This is a genomic window from Neobacillus sp. SAB-20_R2A (genome assembly GCF_049568635.1).
GTDB lineage: Bacteria > Bacillota > Bacilli > Bacillales > Cytobacillaceae > Neobacillus > Neobacillus citreus.
The window spans coordinates 613,045-636,985 of the sequence record NZ_CP145895.1 but is presented as its reverse complement, the minus strand read 5'-3'; the positions used below and the strand labels follow the sequence as shown (position 1 = coordinate 636,985).

General features: G+C 40.0%; 21 protein-coding genes and 1 pseudogene. 7 read left to right on the top strand and 15 right to left on the bottom strand.

Going from position 1 to position 23,941, the window contains the following annotated elements; translation table 11 throughout:
• Window positions 1-317 precede the first annotated feature (317 nt).
• Entirely contained in the window at window positions 318-1,898 is a 1,581-nt protein-coding gene (locus V5M37_RS03125) for a hypothetical protein (protein ID WP_423800706.1), read from the bottom strand.
• Window positions 1,899-2,034: 136 nt separating this feature from the next.
• On the opposite strand from V5M37_RS03125, the gene V5M37_RS03120 reads away from it, so the two are divergent.
• On the top strand, window positions 2,035-2,484 hold the full coding sequence (locus V5M37_RS03120; protein WP_423800705.1) for a hypothetical protein: 450 nt from the start codon (window positions 2,035-2,037) through the stop codon (window positions 2,482-2,484).
• Window positions 2,472-2,798 carry a hypothetical protein gene (locus V5M37_RS03115; protein ID WP_423800704.1) on the top strand — a complete coding sequence of 109 codons (327 nt, stop codon included), beginning with the start codon at window positions 2,472-2,474 and terminating at the stop codon, window positions 2,796-2,798. The genes V5M37_RS03120 and V5M37_RS03115 overlap by 13 nt, the downstream gene beginning before the upstream one ends.
• A 289-nt stretch (window positions 2,799-3,087) precedes the next feature.
• On the opposite strand, the pseudogene V5M37_RS03110 reads toward V5M37_RS03115, so the two are convergent.
• The 11 genes and pseudogenes from V5M37_RS03110 to V5M37_RS03060 all read right to left on the bottom strand — a co-directional run.
• A pseudogene (locus V5M37_RS03110) lies at window positions 3,088-3,281 on the bottom strand (DUF4351 domain-containing protein); the annotation flags it as partial.
• A 727-nt stretch (window positions 3,282-4,008) separates the two neighbouring features.
• Window positions 4,009-5,166: a trans-sulfuration enzyme family protein gene (locus tag V5M37_RS03105; RefSeq protein ID WP_423800703.1), complete on the bottom strand. Its 1,158-nt coding sequence runs from the start codon at window positions 5,164-5,166 to the stop codon at window positions 4,009-4,011.
• 386 nt (window positions 5,167-5,552) lie between these two features.
• Window positions 5,553-6,560 carry a hypothetical protein gene (locus V5M37_RS03100; protein ID WP_423800702.1) on the bottom strand — a complete coding sequence of 336 codons (1,008 nt, stop codon included), beginning with the start codon at window positions 6,558-6,560 and terminating at the stop codon, window positions 5,553-5,555.
• A gap of 489 nt (window positions 6,561-7,049) precedes the next feature.
• Window positions 7,050-7,379: a hypothetical protein gene (locus tag V5M37_RS03095; protein WP_423800701.1), complete on the bottom strand. Its 330-nt coding sequence runs from the start codon at window positions 7,377-7,379 to the stop codon at window positions 7,050-7,052.
• Window positions 7,380-8,426: 1,047 nt separating this feature from the next.
• Window positions 8,427-9,890 (bottom strand): Na+/H+ antiporter NhaC family protein, encoded by a 1,464-nt coding sequence (locus V5M37_RS03090; RefSeq protein WP_423800700.1) that lies wholly within the window; start codon window positions 9,888-9,890, stop codon window positions 8,427-8,429.
• A 58-nt stretch (window positions 9,891-9,948) separates the two neighbouring features.
• On the bottom strand, window positions 9,949-10,995 hold the full coding sequence (locus V5M37_RS03085) for an aldo/keto reductase (protein WP_423800699.1): 1,047 nt from the start codon (window positions 10,993-10,995) through the stop codon (window positions 9,949-9,951).
• A 5-nt stretch (window positions 10,996-11,000) separates the two neighbouring features.
• Complete coding sequence (locus V5M37_RS03080; protein WP_423800698.1) at window positions 11,001-11,339, bottom strand: TIGR04076 family protein; 339 nt, start codon at window positions 11,337-11,339, stop codon at window positions 11,001-11,003.
• Between the two features lie 583 nt (window positions 11,340-11,922).
• Window positions 11,923-12,930, bottom strand: coding sequence for a DUF3231 family protein (locus V5M37_RS03075; protein ID WP_423800697.1), 1,008 nt, complete (start codon window positions 12,928-12,930; stop codon window positions 11,923-11,925).
• 189 nt (window positions 12,931-13,119) lie between these two features.
• Complete coding sequence (locus tag V5M37_RS03070) at window positions 13,120-13,641, bottom strand: cupin domain-containing protein (protein ID WP_423802565.1); 522 nt, start codon at window positions 13,639-13,641, stop codon at window positions 13,120-13,122.
• Between the two features lie 298 nt (window positions 13,642-13,939).
• Entirely contained in the window at window positions 13,940-14,941 is a 1,002-nt protein-coding gene (yiaK, locus tag V5M37_RS03065; RefSeq protein WP_423800696.1) for a 3-dehydro-L-gulonate 2-dehydrogenase, read from the bottom strand.
• Window positions 14,942-15,018: 77 nt separating this feature from the next.
• Window positions 15,019-16,419 (bottom strand): PLP-dependent aminotransferase family protein, encoded by a 1,401-nt coding sequence (locus tag V5M37_RS03060; RefSeq protein WP_423800695.1) that lies wholly within the window; start codon window positions 16,417-16,419, stop codon window positions 15,019-15,021.
• 113 nt (window positions 16,420-16,532) lie between these two features.
• On the opposite strand from V5M37_RS03060, the gene V5M37_RS03055 reads away from it, so the two are divergent.
• Window positions 16,533-17,252 carry an AzlC family ABC transporter permease gene (locus V5M37_RS03055; protein WP_423800694.1) on the top strand — a complete coding sequence of 240 codons (720 nt, stop codon included), beginning with the start codon at window positions 16,533-16,535 and terminating at the stop codon, window positions 17,250-17,252.
• Entirely contained in the window at window positions 17,243-17,569 is a 327-nt protein-coding gene (locus tag V5M37_RS03050) for an AzlD domain-containing protein (protein ID WP_423800693.1), read from the top strand. Before V5M37_RS03055 ends, V5M37_RS03050 begins: the two co-directional genes overlap by 10 nt.
• 203 nt (window positions 17,570-17,772) lie before the next feature.
• Here the strand turns inward: V5M37_RS03050 and V5M37_RS03045 are convergent, their stop codons facing one another.
• Together V5M37_RS03045 and V5M37_RS03040 are read right to left on the bottom strand one after the other, a co-directional pair.
• Window positions 17,773-18,417 (bottom strand): SdpI family protein, encoded by a 645-nt coding sequence (locus V5M37_RS03045; RefSeq protein ID WP_423800692.1) that lies wholly within the window; start codon window positions 18,415-18,417, stop codon window positions 17,773-17,775.
• Entirely contained in the window at window positions 18,404-18,679 is a 276-nt protein-coding gene (locus V5M37_RS03040) for an autorepressor SdpR family transcription factor (RefSeq protein ID WP_423800691.1), read from the bottom strand. The genes V5M37_RS03045 and V5M37_RS03040 overlap by 14 nt, the downstream gene beginning before the upstream one ends.
• A gap of 265 nt (window positions 18,680-18,944) precedes the next feature.
• Here V5M37_RS03040 and V5M37_RS03035 point away from each other — a divergent pair, with 265 nt between their 5' ends.
• Both V5M37_RS03035 and V5M37_RS03030 read left to right on the top strand, forming a co-directional pair.
• Entirely contained in the window at window positions 18,945-19,874 is a 930-nt protein-coding gene (locus V5M37_RS03035) for an ABC transporter ATP-binding protein (protein WP_423800690.1), read from the top strand.
• Window position 19,875: 1 nt separating this feature from the next.
• Window positions 19,876-20,991: an ABC transporter permease gene (locus tag V5M37_RS03030; RefSeq protein WP_423800689.1), complete on the top strand. Its 1,116-nt coding sequence runs from the start codon at window positions 19,876-19,878 to the stop codon at window positions 20,989-20,991.
• A gap of 637 nt (window positions 20,992-21,628) precedes the next feature.
• Here the strand turns inward: V5M37_RS03030 and V5M37_RS03025 are convergent.
• Entirely contained in the window at window positions 21,629-22,414 is a 786-nt protein-coding gene (locus V5M37_RS03025; RefSeq protein WP_423800688.1) for a nitroreductase family protein, read from the bottom strand.
• A 266-nt stretch (window positions 22,415-22,680) separates the two neighbouring features.
• On the opposite strand from V5M37_RS03025, the gene V5M37_RS03020 reads away from it, so the two are divergent.
• A complete protein-coding gene (locus V5M37_RS03020; RefSeq protein WP_423800687.1) occupies window positions 22,681-23,907 on the top strand; it encodes an NAD(P)/FAD-dependent oxidoreductase in 1,227 nt (408 codons plus the stop codon).
• Window positions 23,908-23,941 lie beyond the last annotated feature (34 nt).

Sequence of the window (23,941 nt, the reverse complement as noted above, 5' to 3'; positions counted from 1 at the left end):
TAAAAAAATGATAATCAACTGACATTTGGCGTGTTTCTGTTACTGTGACGTCCAGATGCATCTTTAGTTTTATGGAGATTTATTGATTTAGGTCTAAGCGCCTATGAACTGCCGCCGCTATCCTTCCGCAGCAAGATTAGGTCAATTTAAAAATGAGTCTTTTGTAATAGGGAAAACGAAGAAGAAAAAATAAAAAAAAGTGCCTGCCACGCCCCCAATAATGCTGAAGAATTCAACATAATGTGGGAAATGACAAGCACTTAAACTATCTAAAAGTTTGAAAGGAGGGCAACAGCTGTCTCGAACCGTCCCCATTTTTAATCAAGAAAGATAATATTTACCTTCCTTCTCATCTCCCGCTTCAACCCAGCTTGGTAAAACAACAAAAACTCCTTCACTGGATGCTCCACGTGAGAATCTATCTGATTAAAAGTAATCTCACCAGCCTTCATATCACTTAATAGCTCCTTCATGGAAACTATTAAATTGTCTCCCTCTTGATGAGTATTTATCCATTTCAATGTAAACGCACGCCATTTTGATGGCGGGCCATCGATGAATTGGTCTCCCCTGATTGGGTGCGTCAGTAGCTTCTCTAGAAATTTCTCTCTTTGTTGTTTTGTATATTCGCTTTCTGCCTGAATAGATGGACGCCGAACTGCCCCAGGTTCTCTTGATGGATATATTCTTCCTGTTTTTCTACGCCATTCCCACTGTTCGGGCGTCATATCAATTGGTCGCTGCCTTGCTTCCTCCGCACGTTGGGCCATTTCCCGCTCTATTTGTTCATCATCTATTTGCTTATTCTTTTTAACAGATTCAGCACGTTCCAATGCTTCTAATTTTAAAAAATGTTCAACAGCCAGCCTTTCCTCCTCTTCCCGCTTTATTTTTTCCAAAGCCTCTCTTCTAGCCATTTCTTCACGTTCTGCTTGCTGCTGCTTGTCCATTATTTCATCGAGAAATGCTAGTCGTAGCTCTTCTTCATGATCAAGATACAGGAGGAAGTCGTCCTGCCTAGTATTTAAAGTTAATGCTCTTTCCAATGGAATCGTCGGTTCTGATAGTTTTAAAAAGGTTACATTGCTGTTATTTCGATTGATTACGGCAAACCTAATGATTTTACAACTGCGTGAAGCAGGATCGACATAAGCAATACTTCTGGTTTCCACGGGAAACGGAAGGTCAGTAACCTCAGATATAATAGTCTGAATATCCAATGGCAGGTCATGGTTTAATGCATGGTCCCACACTTCATCTTCTTGACTCTTCCTTGTGACCTGCATCTCAGGTGTAAGCAGCGTCCCCTTGCTGGTTTCAGGATCAATTGCCAGCCAGACATCGTCAATAAAAGAAAATGCTTTAAAACCTTCCTTACTATAGGCTGCTAACCGTTTTTCAATGTTTTGGGCATAGCCGCCTTGTGTGATTGAGGTGTAATAATCAATGGCCCAGCGTTCCTTAGAATGTGGAAAACGGACGATAAAGTCCGGAATAAACGAAAGCTTCTTTTTATAAAAATATCCCCGTTCAATTTCTGCCCCAATGGGTTTTAGCTGCCCTTCTAATATCTCTCTGAAGACTGTTAAGCCAATGTCTTTCTTTTGCTTATCTTGTTGCGAGGACACCTGTTTTTCATAGGTTTTACTGTTTTCTGAATAAGAGCATTTTTTTCCATCATAATGTTTAAAGTAAAAGGGCCAGCCTTCTTCTTTTGTTAAATTCATATTGACGGATTCATTGCAGCAACGGCAGGTAAATGCTCTTTTTTTGGAGAGCACCCGGTATTGATCATTTAGTTTGCTTATTATATCGTCTCTACTAAAACTTTCAGATTCAAGCTCTTGTCTCTTTGCTTCTATGTTTATGATATTGCCATGTAGCAGTGCCTCTTCCAAAGCCCTCACACCTTTTCAAGAAAATCCCAAACGATGCTTTTATTATAATATAAATTTAGGCTATACTTTCGTGCTATTTAATACAGTCGTTAGATCAATATTATCTTCATAAAATCTCCATGATTGAAGACTCGTAATGCCAAAAATTGCAATTATAATTAAGGAAATAGCCTTAGACAGAAGGTGTAATAACTTCAACATTGCACTAAAAAATCAAATTAAACAAATTCTTTTAATCATTAATCAACATGGTCCTTCTTGGAAACCCGGGAAGGAATATTATCACTTATTAAAACGAAAGAAACGCCGACACATTCCACTAGATTGGGAACTACAGGATTATAATAGATTGATTATGAATATACTTAATGACAAGGAGAACGATATTTATATCTATTTTAAAGAAGGCTTTTTACAGAATTACTTTATTTTTGCAGATGGAAACGCTTGGATTGTTATAATTGGTGAAGATGGTATTATTGATACAGCGATGATTGCTGATAATTATTTTAATTACTTAGACGAAGCAAAAGGTTATAGCTATATTGGTAAAATTAAAGAGGTGTGGCAAACATGGAATTCTTAAAGGATATCGAATATTACGGAGAAGATGTTACTGACTTTGAAGTAAGCCCCTTTGAAACAATTGATATGCTGCACCGCCGCAGCAGACTCTACAAAGGTTCCTCAAACATGACACAGCAAGAGCGAATTCTTCTGATGAAATATGATTTAAAGCTGCTCGAAAATGTAGAACGAATGGTGGAGCATCTCGGAAAGGTCTATGATTTCTCACTTTCGGCCGAACCACTTGAAGAATGGTGGTGGCACTTGAATAAAGTGGCATCAGGTGAATTGGAAATTGGGATTGGATTGAAGCAGAAGGATAAAGTTTTATAATATCGCCTATATGGTTGTAATTACCACTTAAAATAACTATGGAGAAGGACTTCCCCTCTCCATAGTTTATTCTAGCCCAAAAACGGGATCAGATCCCCAAAAGAGTCAAGACCATAATAGCCATAGTATTTGAGTATTACAATTTTTCACTCAACTCTTCGATTGCAGCATAATCAAGATTTGTTGCTCCTGCAATCAGCTAAATCGGTAATCCCTCTTTTAACAAATAGAGGGCTATTTTTCTTTGGGCTTCGTTCCCCTTTTTGTATACCTTCAAGTAATCCCTTTTCTCTCCACGAATTAGGTAATTTTTAAAATTTGCTCAGCTTCGTCTTTGTCCAATTGTTTAATCTCTTCCATTAGTTCCTTCTCCTCGCTTTCATTCAATTTTAAATACGTTTCAAAGAAGCCAATGACCAATTCCATTTTTGCGGGGTTTAACTCCATTTTAGCTAACATCCGCAAAAACTCTCTTTTCACTTTTTCGGTACTTATACTGTGGGCATCGGTAGTTATGGTAAGGTTCATAATGACCGTACGCTGAAAAAACTGGGACACCCGGTCGTTATGAAAGGCTCATAACTCCCGAGCGCTATTAAAACTGTAGTCCCCGGGAGTTATGGAAGGCTCATAACTCCCGAACTCTATTAAAACAGAGGTCCCCGGGTGTTATGAAAGGTTCATAACTCCCGAACGTTATTAAAACTGTAGCACCCGGTCGTTATGAAAGGCTCATAACACCCGTACGCTATTAAAACAGAGGTCCCAGGGTGTTATGGTAAGATTCATAACGACCGTACGCTGAAAAAACTGGGGCACCCGGGTGTTATGAAAGGTTCATAACTCCCGAACGTTATTAAAACTGTAGCACCCGGTCGTTATGAAAGGCTCATAACACCCGTACGCTATTAAAACAGAGGTCCCCGGGTGTTATGGTAAGGTTCATAACGACCGTACGCTAAAAAAACTGGGGCACCCGGGAGTTATGAAAGGCCCATAACCTTCTCTAGGGGTTATGACTAATCAGGGTAAATTGTCCATTACTAGGCAGGGGAGTATCCAGCCTGCTTTACTCCAGCAAGATATAGCCCTTCTTCGTCGAAAGGAACGAATACCGGAAATTTCCTTCATTGCTTTCCACAAACATGGATCGTGATAGCCGGTGTCACCACCTACCAGCTCCGCTTAACAAATTCCTTAAGACGCACCGTTATTGCAAAGCCATTTCGAGATCCTTCCAGATATCTTCAACATCTTCAATGCCGACCGAAAAACGAACGAGTCCATCAACGAGACCTGCTTTTTCTCTTTCTTCCTTAGGGATGATTGCATGTGTCATTGAAGCTGGATGTTGAATTAATGTACCTACATCCCCCAGCGAAACTGCTAAAGTGCTCAGTTTTACTGAATTCATCAGTTTAACACCCGCCTCGTATCCCCCATTCAAGACAAAAGAAATCATGGCTCCAGGACCTTTCATTTGTTTTTTCATGATATTATTATCTTCAAAACTGGCCAATCCTGGAAAGTAAACCTTCTCTATAGCCTTATGTTTTTCCAAGCGCTCCGCCAAAATTTGTGCATTTTCTTGTGAGCGATCCATACGAATGTGCAATGTACGTATTCCTTGATAGAGAAGCCAGGCATCCATAGGGGACAAATTAGCTCCCAACGTTTTCTGCACTTCTTTTCGCATCGGTTCAATAATCTCCTTGTTGGAAATCACAAGTCCGCCAATAAGGTATCCATGCCCCGATAAATATTTCGTTGCACTGTGGACGACAATATCAATGCCGCAAAGAATAGGATTTTGTAAGTATGGGGACAAAAACGTATTATCAACAACAGTCAATATCCCCTTTTTCTTTGCGACCGCTGCAACACTTTTCATATCCACTAAGGAAAGCGTAGGATTGGAGGGCGTTTCAAAATAGACCACTTTCGTTCTATCCGTAATGTGTGGTTCAATCTCTTCCCCTGTCTTGAACGGTACAAATGTTACATCAATGCCAAACTTTTTTACCGTTTTGGATAGAAATGCGTGTGTGGCCCCATACAACGCTGTGTGTGCAACAACGTGATCTCCCGCCTGCAAAACACCAAAAAGGCAGCCAGTAATGGCAGCCATTCCGGATGAGAAAGCCAAACAACCTTCACCAAATTCCAATTCCGCAACCTTCTCTTCCAGTTCTCTTACATTGGGATTCCCCAGGCGTGAATACATAAATCCTGGATCTTCTCCTGCGAAACGTTGTGCTCCTATTTCTGCATTATCAAAAACAAATGTTGAGGTCAAATAAACAGGGGGAATGTGTGAGCCATGCCCTGGATCTTTATTTACTTTTACCAGTTTTGATGAATAGTTCATGAAATGAAGCCTCCTAATTTTAGTGAGTCTAAAATGCTGCCGTTAATATTTCTACCTATTAGCAGTATATGTAAAAGATATGCCAACTCTGTAAACCTTATTAAATCTACGTTTAAATAGTAAAAATTTTTATTTGTTTTCATTTTGCCAAAATGCACTGCAAAACATAGGAATGATCGAATTTTCCACCAAAATTAATTCAACTCTAATATGTATAAAAAAAGAGGATTTATGCTCATATATAGATCATAAAATCCTCTTGTTATGTTGATTCTATTTAAATGTTATAGTTTGAAGTTGATATATAACCATTATCCTTAATCAACAATTTTTGTGTTTGGACAAAAATGATGCAACAGAACCGTCCCCATGTACCTATTCGTTCTTCATCCCAGATACTCTAGGGTCGCAGGATTTGTATTGCCAAACGTCAGATACCAAGGCTCTCCCAACGGGCCATCTTCAGAAGCTGGAGGCACAATCACATCAAACGTTTTACTCAGAACATCATAGCGTCGCACCGACCCTTGATCAGGTCCATCGCCTGTAATTGGGACAAATAATTTTCCGTCTGGACCAAACAGGATTGCCTGTGCAAATGCACGCAGCTGACCAACATTATACAGATCAATTTTGTCAACCTGCATACCCGTATTTCGATCGAAGACCAGAATTTTATCAGTGTCATGCGTGTCCTTGCGAAAACTAGTGACGTAGAGGTTACCGTTTGGACCAAAGACCAATCCTTCCGGACGGTGGAGGTCGTTAAAAACACTGCTTCCAACAAAGATTCCTTTATACTCCCCTGTCACTGGGTCGAAGCGAAGCACCCAACCATCACTAGGATTAAATATGTTAAAGACAGATACATATAACAAACCGTCAGGACCGATGACCACACCACGCGGATAGAATGGCCCGCTGAAACCTGAATGATCGAGATTACCCAAGAATGTCCCAGCGCTTCCATCATACGTCCGAAGTTCCCCCGGTTTCTTATTATTTTTGCCTATTAAATCCGCCACAAACAGGACGTTTGCTTCGGAGAGGACAATGCCTCGGGGCGCGAACGGGGCGTTTTTTCCATTGAAACGAACTAATTCACCCAGAAAAGCACCGGTATTTCCACTATACTTCAATATGCTTCCGTTTCTACCCGAATCAACATTTTGATTGGAGACTAGAAGATTGCTCTCATGGTCGAATAGAAGCCCGCGGGGACCGTTAAGGCCTCCATCCCCCGGTACGACAAATGTGCCAAGGAAATTCCCCGAAACGTCGAAACGCTTCACAGTATTATCACTGCCATCACCAATATAGAGAAAGTCCTGCACTACGTTTGGGGTATTCATGTCTGCCGCACCCGAGCAATCTATATTATCCCTTTCTTGCAAATTGAAACTCCTCCCTTTAAATATATTAAATGAAATCAAATTTTCACTTAATATAATATTATGTGGACAAGCATTTTTTCGTAAGGGACAGCTTGCCTGATTAAATAACACATATTTAATAATGAGGAAAGGAATTTTTTATCGACAGGGAACGGATACTCCTCTTTACAAATGTGTACATTAAAAATTCCTAATATTAGAGTTGTTGTAATTAGTTGTCCGGCATATGAAAGCTTCATTATTTCCTTCTCAATTTCATTAAATGGTTCAATAGAGAACATCATATAAAACTGAAGAATGTTAAGCTCCTTGTCGATAGAGATATTTAATAAAGTACAAGGTGTGGTTTTGTTAGTAAGGAATATATGTCTAAGACTAGCAGGTGTTTTTTGAGGGAAAAATAAATACATAAGATTGGCTGTAATGGCAACTTTGGATAGCTATAGAGATCGGCAGCGAAATGGAGTAATTCAGCAACAGTCTTAAAAATTAGCCAAAAAACACTCTTACACTCCCTTCTTTTTGCGCTGTTGCTAAACAGTTTAGTATAAAATTCAGGATTTGTTTTTGATCCCAATTTAAAGGATCATTATCTGATAGGGAATCACTTTTATCAAATAAATGATTGTAGGAATTCAAGGCCATTTCAATTTGTTGTATTGAGTACGTAGAACTGTCGCCTGATCCACTAACTCCTGCATTGTAATCATTTGCATCAAAAAAACTGTACAGTAAGATAGCATTATAATTCCCCATGCTAAACCGCGCATAAGCAATTTCTTCTCCTGCTTTATTGTATCCTGAAATATCGTGACCCATTTTATAATCCTCCTTCAAAAATAAATTTGTAAACCAGAAATGATATACTGCACCTTAGGAAGTTGAAAAATGATAATAAATAAACTACATGTCTTATCACTCCTTTCACGTTATTTATATATTTAGAAACTTTTGTTGAAACATTATGCTAGGAAAAATGATTGGCTGGTATGGTAGAAATATGTGGAGATTCAATTAAGAGGGTGTTCGATACGTTTGAATAATTCATGAGGTGTTACATTCTTAAGGATTCCATGATACGTGGTTTTGATGGGGAAAATTATGAAGGACAGAGACGGGATTATTGTCTTGTTTCCATCTTGCTACATTCCTACGAAAAAATAATATCACATTACATTTCAAATAAAATTAGTCTTTTCTAAAGCTTTTCTACAATTATGTGAACACTTTCATCAAATAATCATTTGTACCTTAAAAGCAAAAACGGGGTCAGCCCCCAATCATTTAAAGCTTAACTTAAATATATCAAACAATAAAAAAACCTCCACACCAAGCTAGTAAAGGGTTCCATTTTGAGGTGCTTTTCTTAAAATAGTGCCGAAATGACAGGCGTATTGGCAAAAAAGTAAAACTCGCCATAGGAATTGGCGAGTTTCTTTATTAGTAATACAATAACCTTATTTATATAATACATCACTTACTTGTTCACCGTTCTCTTGGAAAAACTCACTCCCTATTAAATATGAGCTTTGTGACCTTAATCGAGTAACCAGCAAAAGTAAAATAAGCGAATGTTTTACGGTTAAATATAGAAAAGAGCTCGTTTTGCGGTAAATAAAGGAAGAATTTTCGGTTATGCAAAGAAAAATCCCCCATTTTTGCATTTTCCAAGTCAATAAGCGAATTTTCTCCGTCTATTTAAGCCTTTTTTAATAGCAATCACTAAATAAGCGAAATTTTTCCGTCTATTTTTCAGCTCGGGTGCCTGACCTAATCCCCCAACCAATAAGTGCAGTCCCACCTCGCGATCCTAGACGCGGAATCAGAATACCAAAAACATTATATGGAACCGTTGCTCATGTACCATTAAATTGAAGCACGAGAACCGTCCCCATGCTTCAATTCTTGAGCATTTCTTACCACTTTCCCGCCAGGTCCTTCATATTCCCGGCCCCATCCCGTTAATACTGAGGATAGTAGAACCACGAACAGAACCATGCAGTAGATCATGCCGCTGCTGACTTGTGTTAGTGATAGCGGTGGAACAAAATCATACCCTTTTGAAAGCAACGCACCGATGAATACAAAAACACTTAAAAAAGGAATAACGAGAACGATCGCATTCGCAAAACCATCCAGCAGGTAGGAACGACGGTATGGATGCAAACCAACACGTTTGCCAATCTCATTCTGTACTTTTCCAAATGTTGTCATCGATGCACTGGTGACGCCGCCGAAGATTAAAGTTGTAAACGAAATGCCTAACATCATGGCGACCTCCGCACCGCGGACTGTCCTGCCCATTTTGCTGTTAAGGATGCCGTTTGTGACTTTTTCAAGTACTCCTGCACCATTGAGCACACCCATAATACCGTAGACTGAAATAACCAAAGTGACGGTTGCCATCATGCTGCTGATCCCGCCCGTTAGGAATCCTTTCGGAGCCCCATCCTTAACTGAGATCACATTGTCGAAAGTTAACAGATTAAACGCCAGACCTGTTATCGTCCCTAAAATGATACCTATTGTAATAGCTATATAGATATTGCGAGTTTTGATGGCTGCAATTAACATAACTGCTACCGGAACCAGCATGACCAGTGTGGTAGGATTCATGCTTTTCGTAAGAATTTCCGAAGCGCCATCACCTACTGTTCCGCCGCCCCCGAAGATCCAGAACAGAACAAAAGAGATAGAACCTGCGACCAAGGAATACTTCAGTCGGCTGGAAACACAGCCGCCGATTTCAGCAAACCCTTCTTTTTTGGTATATTCTTGAGTTCCTGCAGAGATGATGGTCGTATCCGATATTGGCGCTAAGTTATCACCAAAAATAGAAGCACTGACGATTGCGCCTGCTAGAACTGCAGGGTCGCCTCCCAACAAAACTCCTGCCGGGTAGAAAATCGGAAAGCACGTAAACATCGTTCCGATCGATGACCCAGTGGCAGTAGAAATGACACAAACTGCTAAGAAGGTAAACGCAGTGAATAGTCCCCCATCCACGCCCAACAAGTCAGCAAGCCATACGAAACCTGCCGAAATGTTCGTGCTTTTGATCAGCTCCGAGAACATCCCGATGACGAACAGCAAAATGGCAATCGGAACGGCTTCCTTTACGCCGTCATAGACCGAATCCCAGAAGCGATCATAGTTACCTTTTTTCACAAACATGGCACCTACCATCAGTGCGACGAAAGCGCCCATTGCGAGAGCATACATTTCAAACGCTTTAAAGACAATAAAATACAATACGCAGAAAAACAGAAAGATCACAACTGGAATAAACGCAGTTCCCCAGCCACCCCTAAATTCAAGTCTCTGATTCATATCTAAACTCCCTCTCCTCTACTAAACTCTCTATTCTAGACTAAACGTACACTCTCACTTACTCTTCATTTAGATTCATCTTCATAATATTGCGATATTTCGAACCAACCGTACGCTCTAGCTCAAACGGTTCGCCCTCTAAGATTGGATAGTGGTCTAAGAATTGTTTGATTTCATCGATGTCGGCGTGCTCGAGTTCGAAACTAAAAATTTGCGCATTTGACTCAACATGCCGGCTATTTCTAACGCCAATAATAGATGCCCCGACACCTTGTTGACTTAATATATATTTGGTAGCAATCTGAGAAGCCTTGACAGAATACTTTTTTCCGATTCTTTGCAACATTAACAATAATTCCTGATAGCCATCCCAACCCAAGGTATCCTCAATCACCTGAAAATATTTAACATGTGAGCGAGTTTCAGGTTGAATCGATGGTTGGCCGATCCATTTTTCCGCTAACAAACCTCCTGATAACGTACCGTAGCACAGCAGGGAAATTCCGTTGCTTTTACAATAATTGATTAATTCCTTTTCTGGACGTCGATCAAAAACCGAGTATTGATTTTGACAAGACACAATCGGTATACCGGCATCAACGAGCTCGCTTAGATGCTTCGTATCAAAGTTGGTAACGGCGATATTGCGGATCTTTCCTTTTTCTTTCAGTTTCAACAGATCTCCCGCTGTCTCAATATAGCCAGGCACATCATAATCCCACCAATGGAACTGCACCAAATCCAATACTTCTCGTTTCTGACGTTGGAGGCTTCTGTCGATTATCTTTTCTGTGTAGTTGTAATCGACCTCACTAAGCAAATTGATATCCGGTACATACTTGGTATGAATTTGGATATCATGCGGTGAAAGGGTGCTCCCAGCTTTTAGTTCCGTTAAAAAATCACCTAAGAATTCTTCTGTACCCGTATAGATATCTGCACAATCAAATGTCGTAAATCCTCTTTCAGCAAGCATATGGAAGGCCTTCATGGCATCTTGCATATCTAACTTTGTTTCCAAGCTATGGCCTTCCGACAGCTGCCAACAGCCATTGATCACTCTGCTGATTGTATAATCTTTTGCTAATTCGAATCGTTCTGCCATTATCGTTACTCCCCTTTATGTATAGGTTCAATTGTGCATTCAGCATGACTAAATTCTTTCGTTCCGGTGCGGGTTATTCTAAATCTGGCACCGCAGTTTGGATCTGGACAGGTTATTAAACTATCAGACAGCATCCAGTCATTAGCGTGTAATGGCCGCTGCTTTGCAGGCAGTAATGGCAAAATTGCACTTAGAGCATACATGGAAAATGAATTCGTTTCTGGGAAGATCAGGTCCTCCCCAATCACTAAGAAATAGTCCCCTTCCTTATGCCTGCATACCATTGGTTGATCTGTAGCGACAACCTCTACTTTTAAGTTATATAACGTAAATTTATCGTCCATTGGCACCTGCTCCTTTCAACACTTTTAGCTGCTTAGGTTTTTAAAAAAATAAAAAAACACCTATCCTCAAATTAAATAATAATTCAAGGACAAGTGTTATAACCTGCGGTACCACCTTGTTTGATATGTATCCTACATATCCGCTCTGTAGAGTGCTCTCACACCCTTAGCCCTGTAACGCTGGCTCTGCGTCTAAGCTACTAAAAAAATTCGTTCACTTCGCCCTCGGAGGCCCACTTGCTGTGACTGCATCTGTCCGGCTTACACCATCCCGGATTCGCTATGAGACCGTTTAACAGTTTAACTCCCTCGTCTTCGGTTTATAGAAATGTTAGCATCATAGATTTCTATTGTCAATAATAGTTTTAATTTTTAGATAACTGAACTTAATTTCCTCAATTAAGAACCGGATAGCCGGCGGCCTGAATTCTAACAACCGGATATTATTAGAGTAGAAGTGGTTAAAGCAAACGGATCTGTTTATAAATTAAAAAGGCGTAATTCTTGCTCCAGAATTGCGCCTGTTGTTAAAAATCCCATCAAACATTCATGTTATGCCTGTTTAGCTAAAGTAACCTATTAACTAGACTTTTCTATTTACTATTTGAGGAGGTTGTTCAAACCATTTTTCTTTTATAGCTAAAAGTAGACCTTGACCATAATACTTCTTCATATCCTCAGATATTTTGTCCAATTTAGAAACAATATCCGTTCTTAAACTGGAAGTCATAGCCTGACTTATCATAGCAAAACAGAATATTCCCAGACATGTATTCGTAAAAAACAACATTAACTTATCGGAAAATGGAGACATCTCTACATCAGAAATTTTGTAGTCCCCTGATGCTGATATCGGAATATTTTCTTTTTCAAGAATTTCTTGAAGTGAATCTAACACTTTTTGGAGTCCATCACGGCCTTTACTAAAATGTTGTTTTAGGTCCTTTGTTTTCGCTAATTTACTAAACGTGACAAATACCATTTTTGAAAACTGTGCTCGATGGACAATTCTGGATAGATTCGCAATTTCAGGAGCATTTAAAGGTCTAGATCCACCAAAAAACCCATTCAGATATAGCATGGAATCAGCTATTTCTACCTCGTTATCGATCGCTACTTGCGGAGGACTCAAATATACTCCTTGTGATAACATCAAATCTAAAAGTTCATCTTGGATTTTTACAAAAAAGGCAATGTTTTTTTGAAAATGTTCTCGGACATCGTTTCTTGTGCAATCTGATAATGCAATTGGATATGTACTCATCGCTAGGTATGTAAGATCAAAACAAAAATATAAAATAAATGTATCGGAAAATACCTTTGGTGTGCCAGCCCTTACGTCTTCATCTGTAAAACCAAGAGGAATAGTGAGATTATCTTTGAAAAAAATCTCCTTAAGTTCATTTATACTATTTTCAGTTTGATTTAACATTTTTTCGATGACTTGTTTTGCTTCATTACTTTGAGTACTTGCATAAAAATATTCAAAAAGTCTAAGTTCCATACTGCTCTTTAAATAGGATGACCATAGGTTAGACACTTCACTTGAGGTTAATTCTGCAAGAGGCACATGGTTTTTTGTATCACTCATTTTATTCACTCCTTTCCAATTAGTTTTTCCAATCTCTCACTTAATATTATTCTCCTCATGCACCCCTTTTTATAGATGGAAATCGAAGCAGGAAAGGGCGGAGTTACAACGATAAAAAAAAGTCCAACTTCTCAGTAGTAAATGGAGAAATTGGACGGACTGCTACAGTTACTGTGGACGATATTTGTATTATTCCGCAGCTAAAGCCTGTGCTTTAGTTACATGAACTGTTCCGGCGGGGTGTTGAGGAGGAGCGTATATAGAATAAAGTTTTAAGGGGATATTACCTGTATTGGTTACATTATGCCAGGTGCCTGCAGGGATCATAATCGCAAAATCATCATAAACGTTTTGAACAAAGTCTAAACGCTCTCTTGTCTTGCCCATTTGCACAACCCCTTGACCTTGTTCAATCCGTAAGAATTGGTCAATGTGAGGGTGAATTTCTAAACCAATGTCTTCACCAACATTGATATTCATCAGTGTCACTTGCAAATGTTTTCCTGTCCATAAAGCGGTACGATAGGTATTGTTCTGCTTCGCAGCCTCATTAATATTGACTACAAAAGGTTTCCGTCCATAATCTTTTGCCTGGATTCTTGCGTTATCATACATATTCCAGTAATTAGGCTGTCTTGTATAATTATTATACATTTGGACGTTAGGTTGATATGGATTTGGATATGAATACATCCAAGGGGTATAGTACATCAAATTCAATCCCTTCATAGATTAATACAAATTATCGTATGCATATTTTATGGGAATGTACTTAATGTACGGGGCTCATGGAATTTGGACGACAAAAAATAAATAGACAAATTTTAAAAGAGGCACGAGAACCGTCCCAGACTACTGAAAAATACATCCTAAGTACATGGATTTTGGCCAGTTCAATGATTCCATAATGTCTAAATAACACGCATAAAAAAGCCACACAATATCATAATTGCATGGCGAACCAAATTTGTTTTTCCTAACTAGTTTGATAAACCTAAACTTGTGAAAATTATAATTTCAGTACTGTTTCCCATATATTCTGATTTACCGGAATACCGTCTCTAAGATTGTCCGCACGGTCCTTCGCCGTCCTTTCGCCAGGATAAAGGATATCTGTAACACCTGCCATCTTTGTTGATGTTTTGATATAGGCAGACATATTTCCTATGTATGAATCAGCATATTCCTCCCCAGCATATTGCACGGGATTTATAGCGATAAATACCTGTGAGATTCCTAAATCCTGGCGTTCCATCCGCAAATCGTAAGTAGATTTACCAACTGATAATGCAGAAACGACTATATCAATTGCGATGGAGAGACCAGATCCCTTCCAAAAACCTGCCGGAAGGACCTTGCCACCATTTATAATAGCATCCGGGTCGTCCGAAAGATCCCCATCCTCCGTATAACCTCCCACAACCGGCAATTTTTCTCCGGCTAACGAATAGGTTTGAAGTTTACCATATGAGAATTGAGACTGTGCCATATCCAAAAGCAAGTGTCTTCCATCTTTATGGGGAACCGAGATGATTAAAGGATTGTTGCCGATACGGTCTTCACTGCCACCCCATGGCGGCATATTAGGAAAGGTATTTGTCATGCAAAGCCCGATACATCCTGCATTAGCTGCTCTTAATCCGTAGGTGCCCCCACGAAGCCAGTGGGTTGTATTCTTTAGTGCAACACAGCCTAAACCATAATCTTGCGCCAATTCAACAGCCCTGTCCATCGCAATGGACGCATTGATCGGACCGAAACCCAACTGCCCATCCCATTGTTCAAGGGCCCCGATACTATTCAGTTTCACAGGCCGCATCCCTGGCTTAATAACTCCGTCTTCTATCGCCTTAACAATGGATGGAAACCTGTTTAAGCCATGAGAGTACACCCCATCACAGCTGTTGTCAGCGATAATGGTTGCTGCGGTTTCCGCAGTTTTCGAATCAACACCCCTTTTTAAGAGAACTCTTTTGAACTCACCTTTCATTTCATCATATGATATACGCATGAACCAGCCCACCTTATTATTACTAGTAATTTACCCAGAAATATCTAAATCCCTAGGCTTTTATATGAAACCTTGCTCTAGTACATAACTTCATCCGACTCCAGCAAAAACCTTTTTAGGATTCGAAGCCCTTTCTCCAATTCATCCGAGTCCTTAGGAGATGTAAGCGAAATACGAATAAATTGCGGAGATTCATCTTTTTTGACCAAGAAACGATGAGAATGATAAACATGGATTCCCTGGCTTAAAGCCATATGCTCAAACTGGTTTAGCTGCCATTCTTTATGCAGTGGTATCCATCGAAAAAAACTAATTGGGTTTTCGCTTGGATCATCGATTTTAAAATATTTCTGGTAAATCTCGTTTCGTTCTTGCGAAATTTCCCGCTTTTTCCTAATGATTTGTTCCGCAGCCCCTGTATTAATTAATTCTGTGATAATTTCTGCATTTAAGGCAGATGTTTTTACGTTGAGATTGAAAATTCCATACGTGATTTTTTCAACAAACTGATTGGCGTATGCGATAAAGGCAACGCGAACACCAGAGCTAAGTGATTTGGCAACGCTCAGGATATAAACAAACCGTTCAGGCACAAAATGCGAAATAGGATAATAGCCATCCGGTGCCAGGAAAGAGTATACATCATCCTCTATTAAAATAAGCCCGTGTTTATTGATGACCTCAGCTATTTCCTTTCTGCGCTTCATACTCATAGTCACAGCAGTTGGATTGTTGCAGGAGGGACTCAAATAGATTCCCTGCAATGGATTTGTTCTGCAGACGGCCTCTAATTTCTCCGGCTTCATGCCTTGCTCATCGCCCTCAATAGGGATTAATTGGATATTCATTGTTTTGGCCAGTTCAATAAAATTAGGATACGTATAAATATCCACCGCAATTTTATCTCCCGGATGAAACAAGGCCATGAGAATCAGCGAAAACGAATTTTGCCCGCCTGAAGTGATCGCAATATTTTCAATGGGGGCATCCATGTTAAAGCGCTGCATCCACTTTTTGGCTGCCATTCGATGATAAGGCATTCCCAACGGGTGCCTGTAATCTAGTAAATTTTCCAGATAATCTTTGGCGGCAATGCTCTTAATCGCTTGTGCGACGAATGAGTTTGTGTGATCAAGGGGCTTGATGATCCCCATCTCTATGTAATTCTTATGCTCATCACTATCTGCCATGAAAATAGCATTTTTTACATTGGGCGTCACAAAGGTTCCCCTTCCGGTAACGGCATAGATTAATCCTTTCACTTCGCAGATTTTGAATGCCCTTGTGACAGTGCTGAGGTTAATATCAAGATAATCTGCCAATTCTCGCTGAGGGGGAAGTTTCGTATTGGGTGCGAGAAATCCATTGAGAATATCATATTCCAACAAACTAGCAACCGATCGATACAATGGAGGGACAAGCTGTTTTTTATCCGGCTTCCACGACATCGGATAATTTTCAAATGAATTAACCGGCATACCATACCTCTCCTTGAAAAATTGTATTGCATACAATTATATCATTGAACCCATACAATGATGGTGATAAAGTAATTTTTATACAAATAATTTATATTAGGGGGTGAAGGATGATGAACATTAGTGAAAACACGTATTTGCGGGAGGAAAGCAGCTTCCTTGCCGGTGTACGGGATTGTCTGCCCACTGTACTTGGTTACTTAAGCATTGGATTTGCGGCCGGTGTGGTGGAAAAAACTGCAGGACTTTCGATTGTTGAAATTGGACTGATCTCCTTGCTTTTATACGCAGGTTCTGGTCAATTTATTGCTGCCGCGATGATTGGGGCTAATAGTCCCGCGCTAGCGATTATCTTTACTATTTTCTTTATTAACCTCCGCCATCTGTTAATGAGCGCGGCGATATCGCCTTATTTCCGTCATCTTACACCCTTCAAGAATGTATTAATCGGTTCTTTACTTACAGATGAAACATTTGGTGTAGCCATGAATGAAGCAGCAAGGAAGAAATGGCTTAGCGAAAAATGGATGTATGGTCTAAATGTAACGGCTTATTTAAATTGGTTCCTAGCCAATATTGCAGGAGCATTTTTCGGAGAATGGATTTCAGACCCGGAAAAATTCGGTCTTGATTTTGCCTTGCCGGGAATGTTTATTGGCCTGCTTGTCCTGCAAATGGTCAGCCGGGGAAAATTGAGAAAAGATATTATTGTTGCCCTAAGTGCTGTTGCCATTGTTGTAGGGGTAAGTTTAGTGGCATCTGGAAGCGTAGGGGTTATTGTGGCGACAATCATTGCCTCCACGATCGGAATGGCGGTGGAAAAATGGAAGTAAGATGGTCTATTTTTTTAATAATACTAGGCTCGGCCCTTGTCACATTCATTCCAAGAGTGCTTCCCATTGCGATCTTAAGTCGTGTTGAACTGCCAGAATGGGCGATGCGCTGGTTGAGTTACGTTCCCATTGCCGTTATGGCAGCCTTAGTGGGGCAAGAATTGCTCATGCCAAACGGAAAATTGTCGCCTTTGACAGATAACCTTGAACTAATCGCCGCACTGCCCGCTTTTCTTATTACGATTGTCACACGCAGCTTATTAGGAACGGTTGTAGCTGGAATCATCTCTATCATGGTATTGCGGTTTGTGTTTTAAAGTGGTACAACGTGATTGGCAAACATGCGGGATTAATCTTCTAACCTATCAATAAATATTTTTGTTAAAAACTCTTCAAAAACTTTTTTTGGGGAGTTTTTTAATATTAGAGTGCCTGTCACCACCCAAGTAATGCTGATGAAAATCAACTAATTACGGATAGTGACCTGCACTTGCTATACTCCTCTTACATATCTGGAAAATTACTCATTACCTTTTTCCCTTTTAAACAGCGTATAGGAATAAATCATGATCATCGCAATTCCAACCGCTAATGCCGCGAGGAAAAAGTACATTCCCATGGAACCTATGAAGGTGGTGATTAATGGTACAAGGCCAATAACGACAAAAACATATCCTCCAAACCGGTGTGTTTTTTTCCAGACATATTCTGATGCCAGCGTCCAAGGGGTCCGAATGCCAAAGAAATAGTTATGCCGGATTTGCGTCATGAAGTTTCCAAGAACGATAAACAAAATACCTAGTAGTACCGGTACAACTTTTTGAAAAGGTATATTGTATCCAAGTCCACTGAACAGCCCCAATAAATTCGTGATGACAAGAAATAAGATAATGACAGAGTTGATGATAGAAAATGCGCCGGTATGCTTTTTATAAGATTCCTTTTTCGGATCGATGGACGGCAGAAAATTTAAAAACAAAAACAGGACAAGGGGTAATGCACTCATGGTGAGCTGTTCGATTCTTGACCCATACCGATCTGGTTCGCCGCTAGGTCCCCAGTGAACCGGAAACTTATTAGGCATATGTGGAAAGGCAATAAGATTTACAATCAATGGAATGAAGGAAATGATTAGCGTAATATAAAAAAGTTTATTTTTTTTCATGAAACCCATCTCCCTTTTTGTCTAATAACCATTTGATTACATCCTGCAAAACAGTTGAGTTTAAGGAGTAAATAATAAACTGCCCTTTTTTCTCATCCATCACCAATCCTGCAGATTTCAAGATTTTTAAATGATTGCTGATTGATGGCTTGCTCATTTCAAATTGCTCAGCTATGTCCCCTGCCGTTAAATCCTGATCTTTTAACAAATCCAGTATCTTTCTTCGAGTTGGATCTGCCAAAGCCTTAAAAACCTCATTCATGATATTCCCTTCTTTGTTATTTAGTTAATTATCTAAATGTATAATAACATATTTTTCTATTTTTAAAAGGGGTTATATACACCATTTTGATTCTCAAATTTGTAGGCTTTCGTACACAGGGAAAATAAGCATCTATATTAAAAATTGAGGCACGAGAACCGTCCCCATACCTCATTTAAATTTTATGAATCCTTTCCTATTTAACAACATAGGTATAAGGTGGTATGCAACTTTTGGCTGGTTTCTAAGGAAAGGTGATGTGGTGTTGAATATTTTAGAGGTCCAGAATTTAAAGAAGTCGTTCGGTTCCATTCAAGCCGTAAAAGATATTAGTTTTTCTGTAAAAGAGGGAGAGATTTTTACCATCATCGGACCAAACGGGGCAGGAAAAACGACCACACTAGAGATGATCGAAGGCTTGGTTACACCGGACCATGGCGAAATCCAGTTTGGTGAATTGAACTGGAACAAGCATGCAGTAACGATTAAAAAGAAAATTGGCGTACAGCCGCAATCTAGTGCCATGTTTGATTTATTGACTCCGGAAGAAAATTTGAATCTATTTGCTACTTTTTACGATAAAGCACGGTCGACTGAAGAAATACTCAAATTGGTCAATCTGACCGAGCATCGAAAGAATCAAGTCAAGAAATTATCTGGCGGTCAGCGGCAGCGACTGGCTATCGGGCTTGCCATGATTAGTGATCCTGATATCGTATTTCTGGATGAACCAACAACCGGGCTCGATCCACAGGCCCGACGCAATGTGTGGGAGATTATTCTTGAGCTTAAGAAATTAGGGAAAACGACGATTCTCACCACTCATTATATGGAAGAAGCGGAAAAGCTAAGTGACCGGGTATGCATTGTTGACCAAGGGTTGGTCATCACCCTGGATTCACCCTCCGCCCTAATAGAAAATTTAACAAAGGAAAGAGAGGTTCGTTTATCCTTCCTTGATGGAGAGAGAGCCGCCCATGATGCGGAGCTTTTTGCAAAAGCGCTTGATGCCGTGACGCGGACAGAACGTGAAGGAACAGTCCTTAAGCTATGGACCATTAAACCCGAGGATTTACTATTTGATCTTTTTAAATTCACAAAAGACAAGGAATATCAAGTCGAGCAAGTTTCAATTCGTGAAATGAGTCTTGAAGATGTCTTCATCGCTTATACCGGCAAAGAGTGGAGGGATTAAGGTGAGTAACCTCAAGCAATTCAAGCAAATGTTCCTTGCTCAATTAAAATTAACGCTCCGTGAAAAACAAGCGTGGTTTTGGGGGATTTTTTTTCCGGTAATCTTAATGGTCATCTTTATGACGATATTTGGCGGCGGTTCAAATGATGATTTTAGCACGAAGGTTGCCATTGTTAACGAATCTCCAAATGAAACGTCTACTATGATGGCTAAGCAATTGCAGCAGATACCTATTATTGAGGCAGGTAACCCTGTTAGTGAAACAAAGGCGAAAGATTTGGTAAAAGAGAAGAAAGTCGATGCAGCCATCATTTTGCCAGAATCAGCACAAGCGACCTCGATTAAACTGATTGTCAACAAAGAAAATGAAAAAAGTGTCTCAACCCAAGTCGTTTCGGGTGTCCTGGATCAATTCATTCAGCAGGCAAACTTGCAAGCAGTTGGTGCAACCCCAATCTTTAAGCAGCAATTTGAAACCATTTCTTCAGGCAGTTCGGAATTAAAGTATACTGATTTCCTCTTGACTGGAATGATTGCTTTATCGATTGCCCAGGGCGGCTTATTCGGCATGGTTGACTTGGTGGATATGCGCAGAAAAGGATTAATCAAAAGGCTCCGGATGACCCCGGCTAAAATGGGGATCTTTGGGCTTAGCGATATGGTGATGCGCCTGTTATTCAGCACCATTCAAATCATCCTCTTATCTTTAATTGGCGTTTTCGTATTCGGTGCTAGTCTATTTATTAATTTTCCTAGTTTACTCATGGTCTTCTTAATGGGAGCCCTCTCCTTCAACGGAATTGGCTATTTGATTTCTTCTTTTAGTAATACGAATGAGGCCTATATGGGTGTGGCAAATATTGTAAGCTTCCTAATGATGTTTGTCAGCGGCATTTTCTTTCCGGTAGAAACCATGCCTGAATGGCTGCAGCCTATATCAAATATTCTCCCGCTCACCTATTTTGCAGACGGTCTAAGAGACAGTATGGTCTATCATACTTCTATTCTTTCATCTCCACTCTGGTATGGATTTGGGATCATGCTCCTTTGGGGTGGAATTGCCTTTATCATTGGTTCGTTGTTATATAAAAGAAAATCAATTGTGTCAGTTAGGTAATCCGATAAAACAAGGGAGAACGCCAGTCACCACCCGTATATTGTTTAGATGATCTCGGCAATATACGGGCAGTGACTGGCGCTTTTGTCATGGAAAAATAACATGTCCGGTCGCATATAGACTTTCTATACGCCCCAACGATTGATAAATTCAGCGGTTCGGTCGCATATAGCCCTTCTATGAACCCCAACTCTTGATAAATTCAGCGGTTCAGTCGCATATAGCCTTTCTATGCTCCCCAACTCTTGATAAATTCAGTGGTTCGGTCGCATATAGTCTTTCTATATGCCCCCATCGATTGATAAATTCAGTAGTTCGGTCGCATATAGCCTTTCTATGCTCCCCAACTCTTGATAAATACAGTGGTCCGGTCGCATATAGTCTTTCTATATGCCCCATCGATTGATAAATTCAGTAGTCCGGTCGCATATAGCCTTTCTATGAACCCCAATACTTGATAAATTCAGTGGTTCGGTCGCATATAGCCTTTCTATGAACCTCAACACTTGAAAAAATCGGCAGTTCCGTCGCATATAGCCTTTCTATGAACCCCAATACTTAAAAAAATCAGCGGTTCGGTCGCATAGGAGCTAAAACAACAATGTTTTCGATAACATCATAAATAAAACCCTACTCCCTACTCATTAACCATAAAATTCTGCCTCTCCAAGTATTTCAACACTGTTTGCGAGAACTCGAGGTGAGATTCCTTTGTATACTTGGCAATGGTGTAAATTTGGGCGAGGTTTTTCAATCCTAATCGTTCGGTCATTTCCTTAAGCCTCGGATTGTCCATGTACCGGGTCCAGCCCTTTTCATTTCTATCTTTGTAAATTTCGAGAATGTCTTCATCTGAATAATCGTTATACTGTTCGTAGTGAACAAGTCCATGCCTAGGCAATCGATCGCGCGGTGCAGGGTTTTCAGCAGGATACCCTAATGAATAACCGACAACTGGTACGACATTTGGCGGCAAGTTCAGCAATTCACCAATTTGATCGCAATTTGCCAATGTTGAACCCATATAGCAAATGCCCAACCCGGCGTTCTCTGCTGCTAAAGCACAGTTTTGTGCGGCCAACGTGGCATCAATGGCGCCAATCATAAAGCTCATAAAGTTATCGAAATGCACAGGCGCATCATTTAAAGCAAGCCATTTTCGCATTCTATTAAAATCGGCACAAAATGTTAATAGAATAGGTGCATCCACTACCATCGATTGCTCCATATGTGCAGAGTATAATTTTTCCCTAAGCTCTTTGTCTTTGGTGACGATAATTGAATACGTTTGCATATTTCCGCTAGAAGAGGCCCGAATCGCCGCATCTAGGATTTGATCCAACAGTTCTTGACTGACTTCCCTATCTTCATATTCTCGTATCGACCTGTGCCCGAAGATAACATCGTTTAGTTCCAAAGCCATCACTCCTTAAAAATAGTATAGCATGGGCAGAGACATGAAGACGGTTCGAAACATGCTAGATAAAAAAGATAAGCCAAGCCATACTATTGTCTAACAATCATGACTTCATAAGCATTTAATGAAGCTGTCCCATTTAATTCTTTACCTGTTAACGGGGCTTTACGTTACTTAAAATGAGGCACGAGAACCGTCCCCATGCCTCACGTATGTATAATATGAGGCTGGTTATATTAAGTTTATCTATTTTTATTAACTGGGGGATATATATGAATTTACAATCTGGAATTTATTATTGGCCCACTACTTTTCCTGATGCTCCCTCGTACCCGACGTTGGAAGAAGACCTTTCTTGTGATGTATTAATCATTGGGGGTGGAAGCTCGGGGGCACAGTGTGCCTATTATCTTGCTGATACTAATTTAGAGGTGGCTGTCATTGAAAAATCAACCATTGGCAGCGGCAGTACTAGTACGAATACCGCCCTCCTTCAATACTCCGGCGAAAAAATGTTTACAGATCTGATCAACACCTTTGGAGCAGATTACATCAAAAGGCATTTACAATTACTAAAGGAAGCCATTAATGAAATAGAAGAGGCTTCAAAGAAAGTCACAATTGATTGTGAATTCAACAGAAGAGATACCCTATACTCTGCTAGCTGTCCAGAGGACGTTGAAAAACTAAGAAAGGAATACGAATTTTTAAAGCAGCATAACTGTGACCTTACCTTTTTAACAAAGGAAGAGATTGAAGCAAACTATCCATTTAGCAGGGATGCCGCTATTTACTCATACAATGATGCAGAAATCAATCCTTTCCGATTCACCCATGCATTATTAGAGTACGCCGCAAGAAAAGGAATCCGTATATATGAAAATACGGAAATGAACGGTCACCACTATGATGAAGAACGAGGAAGGATGATTGTTTCGACAAAGAATGGGCGTTCAATTCAAGCACGCTATATTATTTTTGCAGCGGGTTATGAAGGAATGGAAATCAAAAAAGAGAAAAAAGCCTCCTTTGTCAGTACATATACGGTCACAACCAATCCAGTCGACAATCTCTCCGAATGGTATAACAGGACACTCATTTGGGAGACTGCACGTCCCTATTTATTTATGAGGACCACTAGAGATAACCGGGTTATCGTCGGAGGACTTGATGATAATACTCCATACCCTGAAGACCGCGATAGTAAACTGATTCACAAAAAGAATAAACTGATAGAAGAGTTTAATAAACTGTTTCCCACTATTAAGGTCCAGCCAGAATATTATTTAACTGCATTTTATGGAGGCATAGCGGATGGCATACCGATAATCGGCCAATATGAAGAATATCCTAATAGTTATTTTCTGTTTGCCTTTGGCGATAATGGGACGGTCTACAGCCAGTTGCTGTCGAAGATTATTGTAAAGGAGATTGTTGAGGGTAATTGTCCAGATTTGGCTCTTTACTTGCAGGATCGCCCTTTGCTAAACAAGGGATGAAAAAATGGGGATGGTTTTCCCCATTTTCTTGTTT